The organism is Cytobacillus oceanisediminis 2691 (genome assembly GCF_007678455.1).
Classification (GTDB): Bacteria; Bacillota; Bacilli; order Bacillales; family Cytobacillaceae; genus Mesobacillus; species Mesobacillus oceanisediminis_A.
Window position 1 is genome coordinate 147,839 of sequence record NZ_VEEP01000001.1, and the last position, 19,593, is coordinate 167,431.

20 protein-coding genes are annotated in these 19,593 nt (G+C 46.3%); 17 read left to right on the forward strand and 3 right to left on the reverse strand.

Annotated elements, in window-relative coordinates; translation table 11 throughout:
• Positions 1-12 precede the first annotated feature (12 nt).
• Entirely contained in the window at positions 13-405 is a 393-nt protein-coding gene (locus FS736_RS00815; RefSeq protein WP_144474470.1) for a YhjD family protein, read from the reverse strand.
• A gap of 243 nt (positions 406-648) precedes the next feature.
• Here FS736_RS00815 and FS736_RS00820 point away from each other — a divergent pair, with 243 nt between their 5' ends.
• From FS736_RS00820 to FS736_RS00845, 6 genes are all read left to right on the forward strand, one after another.
• Positions 649-2,628 carry a S9 family peptidase gene (locus FS736_RS00820; protein WP_144474471.1) on the forward strand — a complete coding sequence of 660 codons (1,980 nt, stop codon included), beginning with the start codon at positions 649-651 and terminating at the stop codon, positions 2,626-2,628.
• A gap of 148 nt (positions 2,629-2,776) precedes the next feature.
• A complete protein-coding gene (locus tag FS736_RS00825) occupies positions 2,777-3,715 on the forward strand; it encodes an LCP family protein (RefSeq protein ID WP_144474472.1) in 939 nt (312 codons plus the stop codon).
• A gap of 107 nt (positions 3,716-3,822) precedes the next feature.
• Complete coding sequence (locus tag FS736_RS00830) at positions 3,823-4,434, forward strand: TVP38/TMEM64 family protein (RefSeq protein WP_144474473.1); 612 nt, start codon at positions 3,823-3,825, stop codon at positions 4,432-4,434.
• A 36-nt stretch (positions 4,435-4,470) separates the two neighbouring features.
• Positions 4,471-5,025 carry a signal peptidase I gene (lepB, locus tag FS736_RS00835; protein ID WP_144474474.1) on the forward strand — a complete coding sequence of 185 codons (555 nt, stop codon included), beginning with the start codon at positions 4,471-4,473 and terminating at the stop codon, positions 5,023-5,025.
• Between the two features lie 100 nt (positions 5,026-5,125).
• On the forward strand, positions 5,126-8,356 hold the full coding sequence (locus tag FS736_RS00840) for a winged helix-turn-helix domain-containing protein (protein WP_144474475.1): 3,231 nt from the start codon (positions 5,126-5,128) through the stop codon (positions 8,354-8,356).
• A gap of 21 nt (positions 8,357-8,377) precedes the next feature.
• Entirely contained in the window at positions 8,378-8,773 is a 396-nt protein-coding gene (locus tag FS736_RS00845) for a VOC family protein (protein WP_144474476.1), read from the forward strand.
• A 13-nt stretch (positions 8,774-8,786) separates the two neighbouring features.
• On the opposite strand, the gene FS736_RS00850 is transcribed toward FS736_RS00845, so the two are convergent.
• Positions 8,787-9,104: a hypothetical protein gene (locus FS736_RS00850; RefSeq protein WP_144474477.1), complete on the reverse strand. Its 318-nt coding sequence runs from the start codon at positions 9,102-9,104 to the stop codon at positions 8,787-8,789.
• An 80-nt stretch (positions 9,105-9,184) separates the two neighbouring features.
• A complete protein-coding gene (locus FS736_RS00855; protein ID WP_144474478.1) occupies positions 9,185-9,442 on the reverse strand; it encodes a DUF3949 domain-containing protein in 258 nt (85 codons plus the stop codon).
• A 185-nt stretch (positions 9,443-9,627) separates the two neighbouring features.
• On the opposite strand from FS736_RS00855, the gene FS736_RS00860 reads away from it, so the two are divergent.
• The 11 genes from FS736_RS00860 (at position 9,628) to FS736_RS00910 (ending at position 19,516) form a co-directional block, all read left to right on the forward strand.
• Positions 9,628-10,836, forward strand: coding sequence for a substrate-binding domain-containing protein (locus FS736_RS00860; protein ID WP_144474972.1), 1,209 nt, complete (start codon positions 9,628-9,630; stop codon positions 10,834-10,836).
• Positions 10,837-10,921: 85 nt separating this feature from the next.
• Entirely contained in the window at positions 10,922-11,695 is a 774-nt protein-coding gene (locus FS736_RS00865) for an ABC transporter ATP-binding protein (protein ID WP_144474479.1), read from the forward strand.
• A complete protein-coding gene (locus tag FS736_RS00870; protein ID WP_144474480.1) occupies positions 11,673-12,380 on the forward strand; it encodes an ABC transporter ATP-binding protein in 708 nt (235 codons plus the stop codon). Before FS736_RS00865 ends, FS736_RS00870 begins: the two co-directional genes overlap by 23 nt.
• A 17-nt stretch (positions 12,381-12,397) precedes the next feature.
• Entirely contained in the window at positions 12,398-13,258 is an 861-nt protein-coding gene (locus tag FS736_RS00875) for a branched-chain amino acid ABC transporter permease (protein ID WP_144474481.1), read from the forward strand.
• Between the two features lie 16 nt (positions 13,259-13,274).
• The gene (locus tag FS736_RS00880; RefSeq protein WP_144474973.1) at positions 13,275-14,276 is read left to right on the forward strand and encodes a branched-chain amino acid ABC transporter permease; all 1,002 of its coding nucleotides are present in this window, start codon (positions 13,275-13,277) and stop codon (positions 14,274-14,276) included.
• Entirely contained in the window at positions 14,273-14,455 is a 183-nt protein-coding gene (locus tag FS736_RS00885) for a hypothetical protein (protein WP_144474482.1), read from the forward strand. The genes FS736_RS00880 and FS736_RS00885 overlap by 4 nt, the downstream gene beginning before the upstream one ends.
• A complete protein-coding gene (locus FS736_RS00890) occupies positions 14,449-15,516 on the forward strand; it encodes a 3-oxoacyl-ACP synthase (protein ID WP_144474483.1) in 1,068 nt (355 codons plus the stop codon). The genes FS736_RS00885 and FS736_RS00890 overlap by 7 nt, the downstream gene beginning before the upstream one ends.
• Positions 15,517-16,419 carry an intracellular short-chain-length polyhydroxyalkanoate depolymerase gene (phaZ, locus tag FS736_RS00895; RefSeq protein WP_144474484.1) on the forward strand — a complete coding sequence of 301 codons (903 nt, stop codon included), beginning with the start codon at positions 15,517-15,519 and terminating at the stop codon, positions 16,417-16,419. It begins immediately after the preceding gene.
• Positions 16,420-16,431: 12 nt separating this feature from the next.
• A complete protein-coding gene (gene fabG / locus FS736_RS00900) occupies positions 16,432-17,172 on the forward strand; it encodes a 3-oxoacyl-ACP reductase FabG (RefSeq protein ID WP_144474485.1) in 741 nt (246 codons plus the stop codon).
• A 383-nt stretch (positions 17,173-17,555) separates the two neighbouring features.
• On the forward strand, positions 17,556-17,888 hold the full coding sequence (locus FS736_RS00905) for a hydrolase (protein ID WP_144474486.1): 333 nt from the start codon (positions 17,556-17,558) through the stop codon (positions 17,886-17,888).
• 116 nt (positions 17,889-18,004) lie between these two features.
• Complete coding sequence (locus FS736_RS00910; protein ID WP_144474487.1) at positions 18,005-19,516, forward strand: class I adenylate-forming enzyme family protein; 1,512 nt, start codon at positions 18,005-18,007, stop codon at positions 19,514-19,516.
• The last annotated feature ends 77 nt before the right edge of the window (positions 19,517-19,593 follow it).

A 19,593-nucleotide genomic window follows, 5' to 3' on the forward strand; every position in this document is an offset into this window, starting at 1 on the left:
GAATCCGGCTGGTCAGCCGGATTCTTTTTCAATTGTTCCCAAAGCAGGCTTAAATCGTTTGAAAAGGTAGTGTACCATCAATTCCTGGACTTTATTGCGGATGCGGGGATTGAAATAATTATGGTGTTCTTCGTATCCTTTGTAAATGAAGAGAAACATGGTGAAGGCATCATCCCGTTTTACTTCCTCAACCTTCAGCTGATTCTTTTTAAGGTAGGTTTTCACTTGTGCGAGCTCTTTCTGTACGGCTTTCATTGTTTCTTCGATTAGCTCCAAATAAGGCTTTTTTAATTTAAATGGACTATTTTCAACGACAGAAAGATCCCGATTGAGCACGACCAGCACCATCGGCAAATAGATGGCCTGTTCCATCATATCGCGGTCTTTTTCAGGAATCCTTGTCATTTTGCTCTGCCCCTTCGATATAAAATAAGAACGTTTGTTCGTAATTATCGTAATGGATTTTGAACAGGATTTCAAGAGGATAAAAAATTTTCTTGTATTAACATCTTTTCCAAAATGACAGTAAACTTACAGCGTTGCTGAATAAGCACCTAAAAAGTTTCTTTCTAGAGCAGGAAATATATTTCTGTTAACGAAATAATAATGTAGCAGCATCAATTTTACATTGGAAGGATGGCTAGCAGGATGGAAAAAAGATTGATCAAGGCAGAAGATTTATTTGAATTGAAATCCGTCACAGATCCCCAGTTTTCGCCTGATGGTAAAAAGTGTGTGTTTGTGCAGACTGAGATGTTGGAGAAGAAGAATGATTATGCCTCCAATCTATACATAATTGATATAGAAGGCGGGGAGCCGAAACAATGGACCTATGGGGAAAACCGCAGTCAAACACCACGATGGTCACCGGACGGCACGAAGCTCGCATTCGTTTCGAACCGCAGCGGGAAGAATCAAATTTTTGTCCTGGATGCAGCTGGCGGTGAGGCAATGCAGGTGACTGATTTCGAGAATGGTGCCAGTGGCCCAGTGTGGTCTCCGGACGGCAAAAAAATTGCTTGTTCCGTCTCATTAAAACCGGATGAGGATTTGTTTGAGAAAGCAGACGAAAAAAAGGATGACAAGAAACAAGAACCGTTCGTTGCTGAGGAAATGAAATATAAATCAGACTCTGCTGGCTTCTGGGATGGGAAGTACAGGCAGACTGTCATTGTGAATGTTGTAGATGAAGAGGCGGAGGTGGTTGCAAAAGGAGAGGCAGACTACCATTTGCAGTGCTGGTCTCCTGATGGCAAGAGTCTTGTATTGTCGGCGGATGAGTCGCCGGAACGGGATTTTTCATTTAAGAGCGACCTATTGCTGATGGACATCAAGTCAGGAGACAAAACAAAGATTACAAATGGCAAAGGGTACTTTGGCAATGCAGTTTTTTCTCCAGATGGAAAATACATTGGCTATATAGGGCATGAAAGGGAATTTGAGAATGCCACTTTAAGCCAGTTATATATTCGTGACATGGAGACTGGGAATGTGCAATGCATTACGGAAAACATGGATATCCTTGTCGGTGACGCTGTTGCGGCGGATTTCCAACAGGGAGCCCACAGTCCGGGGTTGATTTGGGGTGATGACAGTGAAAGCCTATATTTCCTGGCGACCGACCAGGGAAACACTGTTTTATATTTCGCTAACTTAAATGGAGAAGTGTACCCAGCGCTACTCGATCAGCAGCATGTATATGGTTATACACTGGACAGGAAAAATCAGAGGATTGTTGCCGCAATCAGCAACCCGGTGCTTCCTGGGGAACTGTTCCAACTGGAAGTAACCACTGGTGAAATGAAGCAGTTGACCTCAGTGAACGAAAAGTTCCTGAAATCCATTACTTTATCTCAGCCAGAACAGATTTCATTCCAGGCTGGTGACGGCACGCCCCTCCATGGATGGATCATGAAGCCAGCTGGATATGAAGAGGGCAAAAAGTATCCGCTGATTCTTGAAGTTCACGGCGGCCCGCACGCAATGTATGCAAACTCTTATTTCAACGAGTTCCAGGTCCTCGCGGCAGAAGGCTATGGAGTTCTTTATATCAATCCGCGCGGCAGCCACGGCTATGGGCAGCAATTTGTCAATGCCGTGCGCGGTGATTATGGCGGCGGAGACTACCAGGATGTCATGGATGCCGTCGATTATGCGCTGAAAAACTACGATTTCATTGACAAGGACCGTTTGGGAGTGACCGGCGGCAGCTATGGCGGATTCATGACAAACTGGATCGTCGGCCATACAGACAGATTCAAGGCAGCGGTAACCCAGCGCTCGATTTCAAACTGGATCAGCTTCTATGGTGTCAGTGATATCGGCTACTATTTTACCGAGTGGCAAATCAAGGCAGACCTAAGCAATCTGGAAACATTATGGAAGCACTCACCATTGGCTTATGTGGATAAAATCAATACACCACTACTGATTCTTCACAGTGAAAAGGATTACCGCTGTCCGATTGAACAAGCTGAGCAGCTTTTCATCGCTTTAAAGAGACAGGGGAAAGAAACAAGATTCATCCGATTCCCTGAATCAAACCATGAGCTATCAAGAAGCGGAAAGCCGAATTTGCGCTTGAGCAGACTGGCAGCTATTGTTGATTGGTTTAATAGCCATCTGTAAAAATACGATTACTTTCTAACCCGCGGCGAATCCCAATGCCGCGGATTTTTTTTTGAAAATTTCACCAGAAAAGTTTAAGGTTATAATGAAAGAAGGAAAATACTATAGATGATGTTTTTCAATAACTATACTCGGAAGGAACTTTCATATGAGATCTGATAGGCACCAGCATAAGAAAAAAAGAAAAAGAATCAGATGGTCCAGCATTTTTTTGCTGCTGTTCCTCCTGGCCGGGGCCGTGCTGCTCTACTCCTATATGCAGTATCGCTCTGGAGTGAATGATTCGGAAGAGGCTGCGAATCAAAATAAGCAGGAATACCATTTTAACGGCGAGCGTGACCGTAACGGACTGACAAATATTCTGTTGATTGGCAGCGATGCCAGAGGGAAAGAAGCTTCCCGTTCGGATACAATCATGATTGCCAGCTATAATCCGGATACAGAATCTTATAAATTGACCTCGATTATGAGGGACACTTATGTGGAAATTCCAGGGCATGGGATGAATAAAATCAATGCAGCTTTTGCGCTTGGCGGACCGGAATTATTGAGACAGACAATCAAGGACAATTTTGATGTCAGCCTCCAATATTATTCGATCGTTGATTTCGAAGGATTCGTGCGCCTGATTGATGAGGCATTTCCCGAAGGTGTAGAGGTCAATGTTGAAAAGCAAATGTCAAAAGGAATCGGTGTCACATTGGAACCTGGTGTGCAAAGGCTGGATGGAAAACATTTGCTTGGATATGTCCGCTTCCGGCAGGATGCAGTCGGAGACTTTGGCCGAGTCGAACGTCAGCAAAGTGTCATAAAAGAGGTCGGCAAGGAGTTTGCCAGCATCCAGACGCTCCCGAAGCTTCCTAAACTGGTAGGAGTAGTTACTCCTTTCATCAATACCAATATGGATACTGGTGATATTTTGTCGATGGGTAAAGGCCTGATTTCAAAGGATAATCGGGATATTGAAACAATGAGAATTCCGGTTGAAGGGTCATACGAGGATCAGAGGGTGAGCGGTGCCGGTGCAGTGCTGGCGATTGATTTAGAAGCAAACAGACAGGCCCTGGAGGAATTTTTAGCTAAATAGACTGCGGGCTGCTGATTAGAGGTGTACAATCGACTCTATGAGGTAATTAGAAAATAAGATTTTAGATGCCTGCCGACCCAGAAGGTTGTTTGGACAAGGAGATTTCAATGGATGTTGAATGGATGAAAGAATGGTTTACAATTGAAAATATTATGGAGCTGCTCAGCCAGTACCGTTCCTTTGGGCCGATTCCGGGGATTTTGCTGCCGATGCTCGAAGCATTTCTGCCATTCCTGCCGTTGTTTTTATTTGTCATGGCGAATGCGAATGCATTTGGGCTATGGCTTGGGTTTCTTTTTTCCTGGACTGGTGCGGTACTCGGAGCGTTGCTCGTATTTTGGATTTTCCGCCGATATGGCCAGGGACGACTTCTCCGGTTTTTACAGAGGCACCCAAAAGTCCAGAAAGGGATGGATTGGATTGAACGCCATGGTTTCGGGCCGATTTTCCTGATGCTGTGCTTTCCTTTTACTCCTTCTGCCCTCGTCAATATAGTCGCCGGGCTTTCAAAAATCAGCATGGCCCAGTATATGCTTGCTGTCATAGCGGGCAAAATGGTGATGATTTTTACCATCAGCTTCGTTGGCTATGATATTCGCGCCTTAATTACCAATCCGGCACGGACTGCCCTTGTTCTGGTGGTAATTGCCATCCTGTGGTATATCGGCAAAAGAATTGAAGTAAAAATGAATATGAGTGTTCAAAAAAACGATGACTGAAAACAGGATCAGGTTGACAGGTGGTGGATGCAGAGGATGAGAGAAGCAATGAAAAGAGAAGGTGCAGAGTGGATCAAGGCTTTTTCGCTTGGCATTATCTTATTTGTCTTCATAAGAATCTTCTTCTTTTCCAATTACGTCGTTGAAGGGGAGTCGATGCTTCCGACATTGGAGGACGGGAATAAAGTCGTCGTCAACAAGTTGGGGTATGAGACGGATGATCTTGAGCGGTTTGATGTGATTGTCTTCCATGCGAATGAAGAGGAAGACTATGTGAAGCGGGTGATCGGGCTGCCGGGAGACCGGATCGAATATCGAAAGGACCGGTTATTCATCAATGGAAAGAAAGTGGCCGAACCATTTCTGAAGCAGTATCGTGACCAATCGCCAGAAGGTTATTTGACCGGTGATTTTACCCTCGAGGATTTGACCGGAGTTGAAACAGTGCCAGATGGAAAATTATTTGTTCTTGGTGATAATCGCCTCGGCAGCTGGGACAGCAGACAGTTTGGTTTCATTTCGGAAAAGCAGGTGGTTGGCAAGGTCAATCTGCGCTACTGGCCGCTTGAAGAAATGGATATAAAGTTTTGAGATATGCTTCTATGTGAAAAGACTCGTCAAATTTCGAGTCTTTTTTTATATTTTGTATGCTAGACTAGCATCATTATAATATAAACAGGGCGGAGATTATATGCAGGGAACATTGCCATTGATCAAAACAAAGCTGATTGTCCCCAGTTTGCAGGAACAATGGATCAGGCGTGCGGATTTTTCGAAGAAAATGAAAGCGATTACCGAAAAACGGCTGACCGTTATCCAGGCAGGGGCAGGTTATGGGAAGAGTACCGCTCTCGCGATGTATGTCAGGGACCAAAACGAGCAATGCTGCTGGTATACCATCACTTCTTCCGATGACGATATTCTCCCGTTTTTATCCTATTTGACAGCTTCGATCCAAACCTTGTTCCCGGACTTTGGCTTTGAATTAACAGCCTATATGAAAAAGATGGATCGCTATATAAGAGAAGAGGAATTAAGCATGCTCTCTTCGCTTTTCATCAACGAAACCTTGCAAATACCTGCGCCAATTATCGTCATCCTGGATGATTTCCACGCAATAGAACATTCCTACCATATCAATGTCTGGATGGAAAAGCTGCTTGAGCATATGCCAGACCATCTTCATCTCGTCATTTCGACCAGGACGAAGCCGGGTTGGAAGGTTCTTGCCAAAATGAAGGCAAGGAATGAGTTGAATGAGATTTCGAAAAGCGATTTGATTTTTGGCAAGGAAGAAATCGAATTACTGCTCTCTGACTATTATCAAATGACAATCAGTGACGAACAAATCGACCAATTGTACAACATTACTGAAGGCTGGGTCATCGCGGTCGGAATGATTGCTCAGCAGCTGCCTCATCTTCAGAGTCTTGATGACCTTTTAACGGAGCCTGCAAAGTCGCTGGAGGATTTGTTTCAATACCTGGTTCATGAAGTATTCTCAAAACAGCCTCCGATGATTCAGCAGTTCCTCGAGCAGACCTGCATTTTCGAAGAAATCAGCTCTGAAGTATGTGATCACATACTTGGCATGAACGGTTCAGTCCAGATGCTGCAGCAGCTGGCAGCGAAAAACCTGTTCATTCATCAAGTTGGCGAGAACCAATTCCGCTATCATGCTCTTTTCCGTGAGTTCCTCGAGAATCGGCTGCTCACAAACCGGCCAGAGCATTACCATTATTTGATTTTGAACAGTGGACGTTATTTTGAAAAGAACGGACAGTGGGAAGAAGCTTTATACTGCTATGAAAAGGCCGGCCAATATAATGCAGCAGCAGCGATTATGGATGAACAGGGATTGGAACTCCTTGAGAGGGGCAAACTCGAGAATCTGCAGGAGCGGCTGGTAAAAATCCCACAGGAAAATAAAGAGCGCTATTGTTCCCTATTATTCCTGGAAGGTGAGGTTTATCGCTACCGGTCCATGTACCAGCAGGCGGAAAGATGTTATGAAAAAGCGATCCAGACAGCTGAGAGTACCGGCAATGTGGAGTGGGAAAGCAGAGCGCTTGAAGGAAAAGCAAAAATATATCTTGATACAATTCAGCCTCTGAAAGCGGAACGTATTTTGGCCAGGGCAATCGAACTCAGGGAAACAGCAAAGCTCGAGGGCACAGCCAAGGGAACAGGGAGACTGTACAGGCTGCTTGCCGAAAACCTGATCAATTCTGGACAGGCAGTGAAAGCTGAAAAATGGATTGAACGGGCGAGGGCGATGGGGGTGCAGATTGAAGACGGGAACCTTGAGGCTCGTCTCTACCTTAGGACCGGCCGATTCGCTGAGACCAGGAGGATTTTAACGGATATAAAGGGAGTGGATAAGCTCCACCTGCCCCTATCCCATCGGGAAACAGACTTGTTGTTGGCATTGATTGAAGCTTTTACAGGCAATGGAATGCAAGCGAAGATCCTGTCCCAGTCAGGCATTGAACATGGGATCAACAGCAAGGCACCATTCGTGGAGGCGTGCGGCTGGATCAGAATGGGGCATGCTGTTCAGCTGATTGATCAATACGATCTGGAGATGGCAGAAAAATGCTATGAAACTGCACTCGATATTATGGGCCGGCTGAGCATCGAAAGAGGGAAGGCTGAACCGCTGATGGGCCTTTGCATACTCTATGGGTCAAGAAGGGAATATGAGCGTTCTGCCGAGGCTGGAAGAAAGGCGCTGCTTGAAACGGAACAGGTGAAGGATGTTTGGCTTTCTGCCTTGATCACGCTTTGCATGTCAATCTCGGCCATTTACAATGACAGGTTCAAGGAAGCAGCCGAATTCCTGAGAAAAGCAGAGGAATTGTTCTATCAGTGCGGTGATGAGTATGGCAAAATGCTGCTGTCATTCTGGGATTCAGTTCAATATTTTACATTAGGCGATGAAGAAGGTTTCAAAACGGCATTCGCCAGCTTTTTAAAAAGAATGAAAACTGGTGGATATGAATTTTTCCTGAAAAAGAAGACGACATTTGGCCCCCGGGACTTGCAGATCCTCTCCCCGATGCTGATTCAGGCAATGAAGCTTTCAATTGTTCCGGCATATACGGAGAAGCTGATGGAGGATTTAAAAATTCCACGCCTTAATGCCCATCCTGGCTATACGTTAAGGGTTCAGACTCTGGGACAATTCCGTCTTTGGCTTGGGGATAGGGAAGTGGAGGACAGAAGCTGGCAAAGAGGGAAGGCGAAAGAGCTTTTCCAGCTTTTCCTGACAAAAAGGAATCAGTTCTTGATGAAAGAAGATATCTTTCAGATTCTGTGGCCAGCATATGAGGATAAAAATGCAGACAGAGATTTCAAAGTCGCGCTGAATGCTTTGAACAATGTCCTTGAACCTGCACGTAAGGCAAGGGCAGCCCCGTTTTTCGTCATCAGGGATGGGACTGGTTATGGAATAAATCCTCACGCAGCGATAGAGCTGGATTCACGCCTTTTCGAAGAATGGGCAGAAACCGGTCTGGAAGAGAAGAACACCGAAAAATCAATAGAGGAACTAGAACGCGCATTGCATTTATATAATGGGGATTATCTCCCGGAACGGAGATATGAAGACTGGTGCATCAATGAGCGGGAAAGGCTGCTGGTCTATTTTTTGCGCAGTGCCGAGAAACTGGCACAGCTGAATGTTAGGCGTGAAAACTATGACTCTGCCATCCACTGGTGCCAAAAAATCCTCCACAAGGATCGAACATGGGAGGAAGCGTATAGACTATTGATGTTTTGCTATTATCGAAAAAACAATCGTCCACAGGCAATCCGGTGGTATCGGAAGTGTTGTGACGTACTGGAGGAAGAGCTAGGTGTAACTCCGCTTGAACCGACCAGGCATATGTATGACATGATCATCGAAGGAACGAATGCGTGAGCTCAAAAGGAGGAGAAGGGAATGGAAAGGCAGATTCATAGTTCGCTAAAGGTATTGCTAGTTTCAGATCTTGATCGTGCAAAGAAATTTTATTCGGAAGTATTAGGCTGCGAAGTAACGGACTGGTGGGTAATCCGGGATGGCTTTACAGGGCTTGGAATCAAACTGCTGGAAGCAAGCGATCCAAAAGACGTCAGGCCAAATCCTCCGCCGAAAGGGTCAGACATTGGTATTGACTTATATTGTTATGTCGAGGATTGGAAGGCACTGGATGAACTTTATCACGAATTTAAATCAAAAGGTGCTCCTATAGTGATCGAACCGTGGGTGGATGAAAATAATGGACCCTGGAAGGAATTTGCCATTAAGGACCTTGATGGCTACTGTATCGCCTTTGGCGGGACAGATGGCTCATAAGCATTGGTTCAGATTATACAACTGTAACGACCCTGTCAAAATAACTTTTCAGCATCAGCCATCTGGCAGGATAAGTCATGGCAAAGTCAGTGATTGACTGATCTGAATACATGAGCAGGCAATCGATTTGTCTTTTGTGGAACTGCAAGTCATAGAGCAGGGCATGCGGGATTGTATAATGTTCATTCAGCTGATATGGATTCAGCTTTACCGGCACTACTCTTTTTGTTTGAATAAAATCAGCCAGGGCATTTTGCTGGATTTCAAAGCTGTCATCCCGGGTACACCCATTTATATGAATCTGTTCATTAATTAAATAGATAGCTTGCATAAAAAATCCCCTCCGTATTTTTAGGCATTAGTCCAATTATCGCCATAAAAATAGGAGGGGATACTTTTTTATTTGACCTTTTATCTGTGTCTGAGTTTATAGATGATTCCCGCGAGGATATTCGCCGGCAGGAACAATGGATTCGACTGCAGGTTCATGTGCAGGACTTCTTCCTGGACAGGCATTTCCTCATACATTTCACTCAGTATTTGCTTTCGCCTTTTCTGTGAATCTTCCATGGTTTTTATGTACTTGTATTGAATCAGTGTCATGATCGCAGTTGTGTTCAGCAATGGCAAACTGAAAAGGATGATAAGAAACCAGAATATAGAATCCATTGAAGTTGTCCCCCTTAATTTCTTATAAGGTAAAATCCCCAGATAGTTTCATATTTTTCAAATTCGCTGTAACTCATTTGTAACTGCATTTTTTTAAGATGATGTCAAAGCTTGTGGCTTTGATGCAACATTTTAAAGGGGGAGAGAAAATGAAAGCGGGTAAACGGAATTTTGCTTTATCTTTTATGCTTATTTTGGTCCTGTTGTTCACGAGTGCCTGTGGCGGATCGGGAACAGAGAAGTCAGGTGGAACAGAAGGAAAAGAAGGGAAGGATGAACCGAAAAACACGGAACCGATCAAGATCGGCGTCCTGGCTTCACAAACAGGCGGGCTTGAGGCTTATGGGAAGCAGACACTTCGAGGGTTCGAGCTTGGTCTGGAATATGCTACTGATGGAACCAATGAAGTAGCCGGCCGTAAAATCGAATTCATTGTCGAAGATACGGAAACAAAACCAGAGGTAGCTGTCCAGAAAGCAACAAAGCTTCTTGAGGAAGATGAAGTTGATTTCCTTGTGGGTTCATCAAGCTCTGGTGACACCCTGGCAGTCCTGCCATTGGCTGAGGAATATGAAAAGATCATGATTGTAGAACCTGCTGTTGCAGACAGCATTACCGGATCCGAATTCAATGAATATATTTTCCGCACAGCGCGGAATTCTTCACAGGATGCTGTAGCAGGTGCTGCTGCAATTGCCAAGAAAGGCGTGAAAATCGCTACTCTTGCACCGGATTATTCGTTTGGCCGTGATGGCGTCTCGGCTTTCAAGGAAGCAGCAGAAAAACTCGGCGCAGAAATCATCCATGAAGAATACGCAGATCCTGCTGCAACGGACTTCACTTCGAACATCCAGAAAATCATCGACCAGAAGCCGGATTACTTATTCGTTGTCTGGGCTGGCGCCAACTCACCATGGAACCAGATTGCTGACATGAAGGTCCAGGAAAAAGGCATTAAAATTTCTACCGGTGCTCCTGATATCGCTGCACTTTCGACAATGGAGCCGCTGATTGGCATGGAAGGCTTTACTGTTTATTATCATGATCTTCCGCAAAATGACATTAATAAATGGCTCGTGGACGAACATAAAAAACGCTTTAATGGCGAACTGCCCGACCTGTTCACTCCAGGAGGCATGACAGCTGCGATGGCAATCGTAGAAGCCTTGAAGAAAACCGAAGGAAACGCGGACTCCAAGAAACTGATCAAAACAATGGAAGGCATGAGTTTTGACACTCCGAAAGGCAAGATGACCTTCCGGGAAGAGGACCATCAGGCACTCCAGGCATTATACGCCATCAAGCTGGAGAAAAAGGATGGAGTCAACTATCCAGTCCCAGTCCTGATCCGTGAACTGTCACCGGAAGAAACGGCTCCTCCGGTACGCAATTAACTTAAATGTCCATAATGAACTTCGGTAAATCAGCCGGAGTTCATTATACTTTTACTCCAATATTCTAAAGGTGGTGAACCAAAGCATGACGGCAATTCTCGAAACAAAAAATCTTAGCATAACATTTGGCGGCCATACCGCGGTGGACTCTGTCAGCATCTCGGTACCCCCTAACCATTTCAAATCGATCATCGGGCCAAACGGTGCTGGCAAGACGACATTCTTCAATTTGTTAAGCGGTCAGCTTACTCCGACCGAAGGACAGGTCTTCTTTAAAGGCAATGAGATTACCAGGCTGTCACCGACAAAAAGGACGAGGGCCGGAATCGGCCGCTCCTTTCAAATCACCAATGTCTTTCCAAACCTGACAGTGATGGAAAATGTCCGTCTTGCGGTCCAGTCGCATGAGGGAATCCGCTATCAAATGCTTAAACACTTCCAATCCTACAATAAATTCGAGGAGCAGGCAGAGGAGTGGCTGAAGCTTGTGCTGCTGGATGACAGGAAGGATGCACTTGCGAGGAATCTGGCCCATGGAGAAAAAAGAAAGCTAGAAATCGCAATGCTGCTTGCCTTGAACACAGAAGTGCTCTTACTTGATGAACCGACAGCGGGAATGTCACTGGAAGAGGTTCCGGCCATACTTGACGTCATCCGTAAAATCAAACAACGGGGCGACAGGACGATTGTATTGATCGAGCACAAAATGGATATGATCATGGATCTCTCTGATACGATCATGGTTTTGTTCAACGGCGCGTTGCTTGCTGACGGAACTCCTGAAGAAATCATGAAAAATGAGACAGTCCAGTCTGCATATTTGGGAGGGTTGCATAGTGAGCACGCTGCTAAAGCTTGATCAAATAGAAACATTCATCGGCCAGTACCATATCCTTCAAGGAGTATCTTTTGAGGTGCCGAAAGGCGAAGTGACGGTACTTCTTGGCCGTAATGGCGCCGGGAAAACAACGACCCTCAGGACCATCATGGGATTGAATCCGGCTGCCAAGGGATCTGTTTTATATAAAGGTGAGGAAATCAAGAGCCTGCCAACCTACACAATCGCCAATAAAGGAATCGGTTATGTGCCCGAAGATCAGGGGGTTTTCGCTGACCTGACCGTCGAAGAGAACATCAAGGTGGCAGTCAAGAAAGAAAATGATGAAACCAGTCAGCGGCTTGACTGGATACTGGATCTGTTCCCTGACTTGAAAAAGTTTTGGAACAAGCCAGGCGGACTGCTTAGCGGAGGGCAAAAACAAATGCTCTCGATCGCCAGGGCCTATGTAAATGACAATGAATTGCTGCTGATTGACGAGCCAAGCAAGGGCCTTGCCCCGATTGTCGTCGAGAAGGTCATGGAATCGATCCAGCAAATGAAAGAAAAAACGACCATCATCCTCGTGGAGCAGAATTTCATGATGGCCAGCACGATTGGAGACAGCTTCTACATTATTGATGATGGCAGGACGGTTTCGAACGGTTCAATGAATATTCTGCGGGATGATGAAGAAATGAGAAGGAAGTATCTCGGGATTGCCTGAGAAAGGGGGAAGCAAGTGTGGATGTTTTGATAAACCTGAGCCTTAACGGCCTTGCCACAGGAATGCTGGTCTTTCTTCTGGCAGCCGGTCTCACTTTGATTTTTGGCCTGATGGATGTGCTTAATTTTGCCCATGGCGGCTTGTTTGCCTGGGGAGCCTACAGCGGGATTTGGATTTATACATCGACAGGCAGCTTTCTTGCCGGAATCATTGGTGCCATCCTTACGGGCATGATTCTTGGAATCGTGACGGAACGGTGGATCATCAAGCCGGTATACGGCAACCACGTACAGCAAATTTTGATCACGCTCGGTTTGATGCTTGTTTTATCCGAAATGTTAAAAGTCGTCTGGGGACCGAACCAGATTTCAGCAGCCACGCCTGATTATCTGTCTGGCAGCTGGGAATTCGGCGGAATCATCATCATCAAATACCGTGTCTTCATCATTGCCGTCGGATTCGCGGTGTTTCTCGCCGTCCAATATTTGCTGAAGAAAACAAAGATCGGTCTCGTTGTTCGTGCGGGTGTCATGAACAAAGAAATGGTCCAGTCGCTGGGAATCAATATTCAGAAGGTCTTTATGTTTGTATTCATGATCGGAGCAGGCATGGCGGCACTTGGAGGCATGCTGTTAGGACCTTATTCCGGAGTGATTTATGCCGATATGGGCATGGAGTTCGCCATCCTGGCGTTCATCGTTGTCGTCATCGGCGGCATGGGCAGCTTCACAGGCTCGGTGATGGCGGCAATTTTAGTCGGTCTGTCAGGTTCTTTCATGGCCTATTATGTACCGGACCTGGCACTGGCTGCGAACATGCTGCTGATGGCAGTCGTGCTTATTTTCAGGCCTCAGGGCTTGTTCGGGGCAAAGGGGTGAAGCGGAAGTGATAAAGATGTTTTCAAATCGCATGAATATATTGTATTTACTTGCTGCCGTGTTTTTGGCTGTTCTCCCTTTTGTCTATGACTCAAGGAGCATGCTCATCCTGCTCTCACAGGTTTTCATTTTTGCCGTGCTTGCGATGAGCTATGACATCCTGCTCGGATACACGGGCATTGTCTCCTTCGGACATGCGATGTTTTTCGGGATCGGTGCTTACACGGTTGGTGTCTTCATGAAAAGATTCGAACCGGAAACGAGCTATTTTTTGCTGGCCGTATTGGTCACGATTTTACTTACAGCACTTGTCAGTTATTTTGTCGGCCTGCTCACGCTAAGGCTGAAAAGCCATTTTTACGCGATGCTGACGCTGGCCTTTGCCGGGTTGTTCCTCGTGCTTGCTGAAAAATGGCGGACAGTCACATATGGAAATGATGGATTCACATTCAGAGTCCCGGACTTTTTAAAGGACCGGACGGATTTTTACCTGATTTGCCTTGGCTCCATGGTGATTGTGTTCATCTTATTGAAAAGGTTCACGAACTCGCCGCTCGGAAAGGTGCTTCAGGCCATCCGGGAAAATGAGCAAAGGACGGAGTCACTGGGATACAGCGTCCTGCAGTATAAGGTCATTGCAAGTGTGGTGTCCGGAGTGATTGCCGGGATCGCAGGAATTTTGTATGCCGTCTCCCTCAGGTTTGTCAACACGAGTGTATTCACGATGGATATCACTCTCGACGCCTTGCTGATGACGATCATCGGCGGAGTCGGAACGCTAGTAGGTGCCATCATTGGCGCCGGGATCATCGAATTCTCCCACCACTGGCTGACAGAACTGGCAAAGGTCCACTGGATCTTTGAAAGATGGATCATCTTTTTTGGAATCATTTATATACTCGCTGTCATGTTCTTCCCGATGGGGATTGTCGGTTCCTTAAAGAAGTTGAAATTCAGCAGGAAAAAGAAAGCACCTGCTTCCTTAAATTCGGATGCCGTCAGTCAGGGCGAGTCATGATGGAGATGCAGCAAGTCACCTCATTCGTGCTCCGCTTCCAGCTTACAGACATTGAAGCCGGAAGCGGCAAAAAATATTGGCGTGTCAAAGTTACCCATGTTCAGGATGAAAAGGAAGCCTTGTTTCAATCAATCGATGAGGCGATGGCTTATATCAAGGGAATTGTAGGAGAATGCTAGTTTTACAGGCAGAGAATGAGCCATTTGCAAGGAGGGCTGAATACGTGCAGATCGGGATTGTCAGCACAGGAATCTATCTTCCGGAAACATATATAACAGGAAGGGAAATTGCTCGGGCAGCAGGAATTCCGGAAATGGTTGTGGAAGAAAAAATGGGAATCAAGAAAAAGCCTGTTCCTGGTCAGGAAGACCATACATGTGAGATGGGAATCAGGGCTGCAAAGACGGCAATCGAAAAAGCGGGTATCGATCCGATGGAGATTGATCTGGTGATCTATATCGGTGAGGAATACAAGGAGTATCCATTATGGACTGCCGGAATCAAGCTTCAGGAAGAAATCGGCGCTTATAATGCCTGGGCATTTGATACAGCATTGCGTTGCGGGACGACAGTCATGGCATTGAAACTTGCCAGGGGCATGATGCTGTCCGACCCTGAAATCAAAACGGTGCTGCTGGCTGGCGGCTATCGGAACGGGGATTTCATCGACTACCAGAATCCGCGGACCCGCTTCATGTACAATCTCGGAGCAGGCGGCGGGGCGATTTTACTGAAAAAGGGCCATCAGGAAAATCTGCTGCTCGAAACAGAAATGATTACTGACGGGTCTTTTTCCGAGGATGTCGTCGTGGTTGCAGGGGGAACGAAAAATCCGCTTTCGGCAGAAAGTCTGAAGCGGGGTCTTTATCAGCTTGATGTCCTCGATCCACAGGGAATGAAAGAAAGGCTGGAGCAAAAGTCGATGGCCAACTTCCTGAAGGTCATCCGCCGTTCTGTGGAAAAAAGCGGTTTTTCAGAAAAAGATATTTCATACATTGGGATGCTGCATATGAAGCGTTCCGCACACCAGTTTGTTTTACAGGAATTAGGACTGGGTGAATCAAATTCTATTTATCTCGAAGACTATGGACATATCGGCCAGATTGACCAGATCCTGTCGCTGGAACTGGCTGAAAAGGCAGGGAAGCTGAAGAATGGTGATGTTGTAGTCCTTGTCAGTGCCGGGATCGGCTATGCCTGGGGAGCAACAACTATACGCTGGGGGAAGGGTGAAGCTTGAATGGAGAGAACGGCTGTTGAATTGAAAAAGGTGGAATTGCCGAACGGTGAAAGCATTACTTACCGGGAACGGGACGGCGGCGTGAAAAACGTGCTGCTGATCCATGGAAACATGACATCGTCGAAGCATTGGGATGTGCTGATTGATCAGATGAATCCGGAGTATAAAGTGTATGCGATGGACATGAGGGGATTCGGCGGCTCGAGTTACCGCAAGCCCATCATGTCAATCAAGGATTTTTCCGATGATGTAAAGCTGTTTGTCGACGAAATCGGGTTAAATAATTTTTCACTTGTTGGCTGGTCGACAGGTGGTGCGGTAGGAATGCAGTTTGCTGCTGATTATCCTGGCTATTGCGAAAAACTGGTGCTGCTCGCCTCTGCGTCAACAAGGGGTTACCCGTTCTTCGGAACGAGTCCGGAAGGCTTGCCTGATCTGGACAATCGACTTAAGACGTATGATGATGTTAAGGCGGATACCGGAAAAACGATTGCTGTCCAGACTGCATACGACGGGCAGAATAGAGGATTTTTAAAGGCGATGTGGAATATGTTGATCTATACCGAGCGTCAGCCGGAAGCAGCACATTATGAAGAGTATGTCGATGATATGCTGACACAGCGAAATCTGGCAGAGGTCTATCATTCTCTCAATAGTTTTAATATCAGTGGTGTTGATAACGGTTTGGGGATGGGGACAGATCAGGTAAAGGATATCCAGATTCCTGTCCTAGTCCTCCGAGGTGACCGCGATCTTGTTGTCACAAGCAAGATGGCCGACGAAATTGTCGAGGATTTTGCAGGTCGTGCAAGATTTGCAGAGTTGAAGAATTGCGGCCATTCGCCACTAGTGGATGATTTGGATCAGCTGCTAAGGCATATCGATGGATTTTTAGCAGAATAGGAAGGTGTTTTTATGAGACTGCAAGATAAAGTAGCGATCATTACCGGAGGGGCAAATGGGATTGGCCTTGCCGCAGCGAAAACCTTTGTGCGTGAAGGCGCACGGGTGGCAATGGCGGATTTTGATGAGGAAACAGGATCACAGCGCGCAGCCGAGCTCAAAGCAGAAGGCTATGAAGCAGCCTTTTTCCAGGTGAACGTCGCTGATAAGGATAGCGTGGATTCGATGGTAAAGGATGTTCTGTCCCATTTTGGCAAGATTGATATTCTTGTAAATAATGCAGGCATCACAAGGGACGGGATGCTGCACAAACTCGCTGTGGAGGATTTTCAGAAAGTTGTTGATGTCAACCTGACAGGCGTCTTCCATTGCGCCCAGGCCGTTGTCCCGGCAATGGTCCAGCAGGGATCTGGAAGAATCATCAATACCTCTTCCGTCTCCGGCATTTACGGCAATGTCGGCCAGACCAACTACGCAGCAACAAAGGCGGGGGTTGTCGGGATGACGAAAACCTGGGCAAAAGAGCTCGGCCGCAAAGGAATCAACGTCAATGCCGTCGCCCCAGGATTCATTGAGACCGGCATGACAGCTAAAGTACCGGAAAAGGTGATTGAGCAAATGAAAATGCTCGTCCCGCTCGGCAGACTGGGCTTGCCCGAGGATATCGCGAATGCCTACCTCTTCCTGGCCTCAGATGAATCAAAATATGTGAATGGCACCACCCTCCATGTGGACGGCGGAATCATGATGTAATGTTGAAAAAGCGCACTTGCTGCGCTTTTTTTTATTTTGAGAAGACGTCGAAATTGGAGAGTAAATATTCCAACCGGGAATATATTTGCTGCAACCGTTAAATAAATCATCCCAACCGTATAATAAATTGTCTCAACCGTTAAATAAATCGAGCCAACCGTTAAATAAATCCTCGAGCCGTGAAAAAACCTTCCAACTGGTAAAAAAAGTCGATTCCACCGGTATTAAAACTAACTATTCCCACACCAAATGGCCAAAAAGCTCCCTAAAATACCAAAAATGCATTGCACTTCTAACCTTTTCAGTCTGCCGATAATCAGTTTTTGGGGGTTAACTTCCCTCCAAAAGTGGTAAATGGTATAAAAAAGATTGAGGTGCTGTACATGGAAGAGCAAAAACAGAGGTATTACTTCAATATAGAAAGCGGCGAGGTGCTGGATACGCCAGCAGATCAGGAGGGCCATTTCTTCACGTTGATCGCGACAGGAGAGGAAATCAAGGATCTGCGCGAGTACCTGGAAGTGAACTATAAAGCAGACTGGGCGACTTACGGGAATTCCCATCTGCACCCTTTCAAGGACCCGGATCGCGAGCATGCAGAATATGACATGGCCTTGAAGGAGATTTACGCAATGGTTTACAGACTTGGCGATGCCGAGTCAAAGAATCATGTGAGAAATATGGGCATCTTATCAGAAGAAGAGTTAATTAAATAAGCGACCCGAACACCATGGCCATCCAGGCTGTGGTGTTTTTTGCATTCGATGTAACTATCCTGTAACTCCCAATCTTTAAAATAAAACCCATCACGTCGAGAGAGGGAGAGATTGCGGTGAGGTGGGAGCTCGATTGGCTTGAATCAAGAGCGAGATTGACACCGGACGCTGCTGCGATCGCTGATGCCGGTACAGGTCAGGAATGGTCGTTCAGGGAAGTCAATGAACGAGCCAGGGCGATTGCGGCATGGATGCAGGGAATTGGTGTCAAAAAAGGCGACAGGATTGCAACGCTTGCGCCCAACGGGGTCAGTTACTTCGATTTATTATTCGCCTGTGGGAAGATTGGTGCTATTTTTGTGCCTTTGAACTGGAGGCTATCGGTGGATGAATTAGCCTTTATCATACAAGACAGTGAACCGGCGCTGCTGGCGTTCCATTCGAAATTCACAAAAGAAGTGACGATGGTCTGGGATCAAGCAGGCCAGTGCATCCAAATCAATGGTTCACACTATCAGGATTTGATTACTAGTCCGAAGCAAATCCAGCCTGTCGATCTGGATGAAGAAGACCCGCTGGCGATGATTTATACAGGAGGGACGACCGGAAAGCCAAAAGGTGCTGTTCTGTCACATCGAGCGATCATCTGGAACAGCATTTCGACCATTGCGAGCTGGAACCTGACAGATGATGACAAGACGATCACCTATTTGCCTTTATTTCACACAGGCGGGCTGAATGCTCTGTCGATCCCCATCCTGATGGCAGGTGGGACGGTCGTGCTGGGGGATGAATTTACTCCTGAAAAAGCGATTGAATATTTGATCAGGCATAAATGTACGATCGTATTGTTTGTGCCGACGATGCACCACATGCTAGTAAAATCAAAAGAGTTCCAGCAAGCGGAATTCAGGGATATGAAATTGTTTTTATCTGGCGGGGCTCCGTGCCCGCTGGATATCTATGAAGCTTATAAAAAGAAAGGCCTGGCCTTCAAAGAGGGATACGGCCTGACGGAGGCTGGCCCGAATAATTTTTTCATCGATCCTTCAGATGCGGATGTCAAAAGAGGTTCGGTCGGCAAACCGATGTTATTCACCTGCATCAAGGTCATCAGAGACGATGGAAGTGAAGCGCCAGCCGGTGAAATCGGCGAGTTGGCGATCAGGGGCAAGCATGCCTTCTCGTATTATTGGAAAAATGACAGCGCGACTCAAAATGCCTGGAAAGATGGATGGCTCCACACCGGCGACCTTGCCAGACAGGATGAAGAAGGGTTTTTCTATATCGTCGGCAGGAAAAAGGAGATGATCATCACAGGCGGAGAGAATGTTTATCCCCTGGAAATCGAGCACTGGCTAAGCTCACATCCTTCCATCCTGGAAGCCGCGGTAATCGGTGTGCACGATGAAAAATGGGGTGAAGCCGTGACGGCATTCATCGTCCTTGAAAGAGAAGCAGCGTTAAGCGGAGATGGGGTAAAGGAATATTGCAGAAAAAAGCTGGCTGGCTATAAAGTGCCGAAACAGATCCACTTTATCACTCACATGCCAAAAACGCATGTCGGGAAAATTGACAAAAAGCTGTTAAAGGAAATGACTAGTAAAAATCAGAAGCCAGTCAGCTGAAAAAGGAATTTAATTTTATTAAAAAAACCTTTTGAGTAAAGCAACAGAATCAACTAAACTTCCTGCCATGAAATCAC

Bases quoted from the DNA above. Each gene is read 5' to 3' on its own strand.
- FS736_RS00905 (WP_144474486.1), top strand. From the start codon at position 17,556: ATGGAAGAGCAAAAACAGAGGTATTACTTCAATATAGAAAGCGGCGAG.
- FS736_RS00815 (WP_144474470.1), bottom strand. From the start codon at position 405: ATGACAAGGATTCCTGAAAAAGACCGCGATATGATGGAACAGGCCATC.
- FS736_RS00890 (WP_144474483.1), top strand. From the start codon at position 14,449: ATGCTAGTTTTACAGGCAGAGAATGAGCCATTTGCAAGGAGGGCTGAA.
- FS736_RS00820 (WP_144474471.1), top strand. From the start codon at position 649: ATGGAAAAAAGATTGATCAAGGCAGAAGATTTATTTGAATTGAAATCC.
- FS736_RS00880 (WP_144474973.1), top strand. From the start codon at position 13,275: ATGTTTTCAAATCGCATGAATATATTGTATTTACTTGCTGCCGTGTTT.
- FS736_RS00860 (WP_144474972.1), top strand. From the start codon at position 9,628: ATGCTTATTTTGGTCCTGTTGTTCACGAGTGCCTGTGGCGGATCGGGA.
- FS736_RS00845 (WP_144474476.1), top strand. From the start codon at position 8,378: ATGGAAAGGCAGATTCATAGTTCGCTAAAGGTATTGCTAGTTTCAGAT.
- FS736_RS00840 (WP_144474475.1), top strand. From the start codon at position 5,126: ATGCAGGGAACATTGCCATTGATCAAAACAAAGCTGATTGTCCCCAGT.
- phaZ (WP_144474484.1), top strand. From the start codon at position 15,517: ATGGAGAGAACGGCTGTTGAATTGAAAAAGGTGGAATTGCCGAACGGT.
- FS736_RS00830 (WP_144474473.1), top strand. From the start codon at position 3,823: ATGGATGTTGAATGGATGAAAGAATGGTTTACAATTGAAAATATTATG.
- FS736_RS00855 (WP_144474478.1), bottom strand. From the start codon at position 9,442: ATGGATTCTATATTCTGGTTTCTTATCATCCTTTTCAGTTTGCCATTG.
- lepB (WP_144474474.1), top strand. From the start codon at position 4,471: ATGAGAGAAGCAATGAAAAGAGAAGGTGCAGAGTGGATCAAGGCTTTT.
- FS736_RS00865 (WP_144474479.1), top strand. From the start codon at position 10,922: ATGACGGCAATTCTCGAAACAAAAAATCTTAGCATAACATTTGGCGGC.
- FS736_RS00825 (WP_144474472.1), top strand. From the start codon at position 2,777: ATGAGATCTGATAGGCACCAGCATAAGAAAAAAAGAAAAAGAATCAGA.
- fabG (WP_144474485.1), top strand. From the start codon at position 16,432: ATGAGACTGCAAGATAAAGTAGCGATCATTACCGGAGGGGCAAATGGG.
- FS736_RS00885 (WP_144474482.1), top strand. From the start codon at position 14,273: ATGATGGAGATGCAGCAAGTCACCTCATTCGTGCTCCGCTTCCAGCTT.
- FS736_RS00850 (WP_144474477.1), bottom strand. From the start codon at position 9,104: ATGCAAGCTATCTATTTAATTAATGAACAGATTCATATAAATGGGTGT.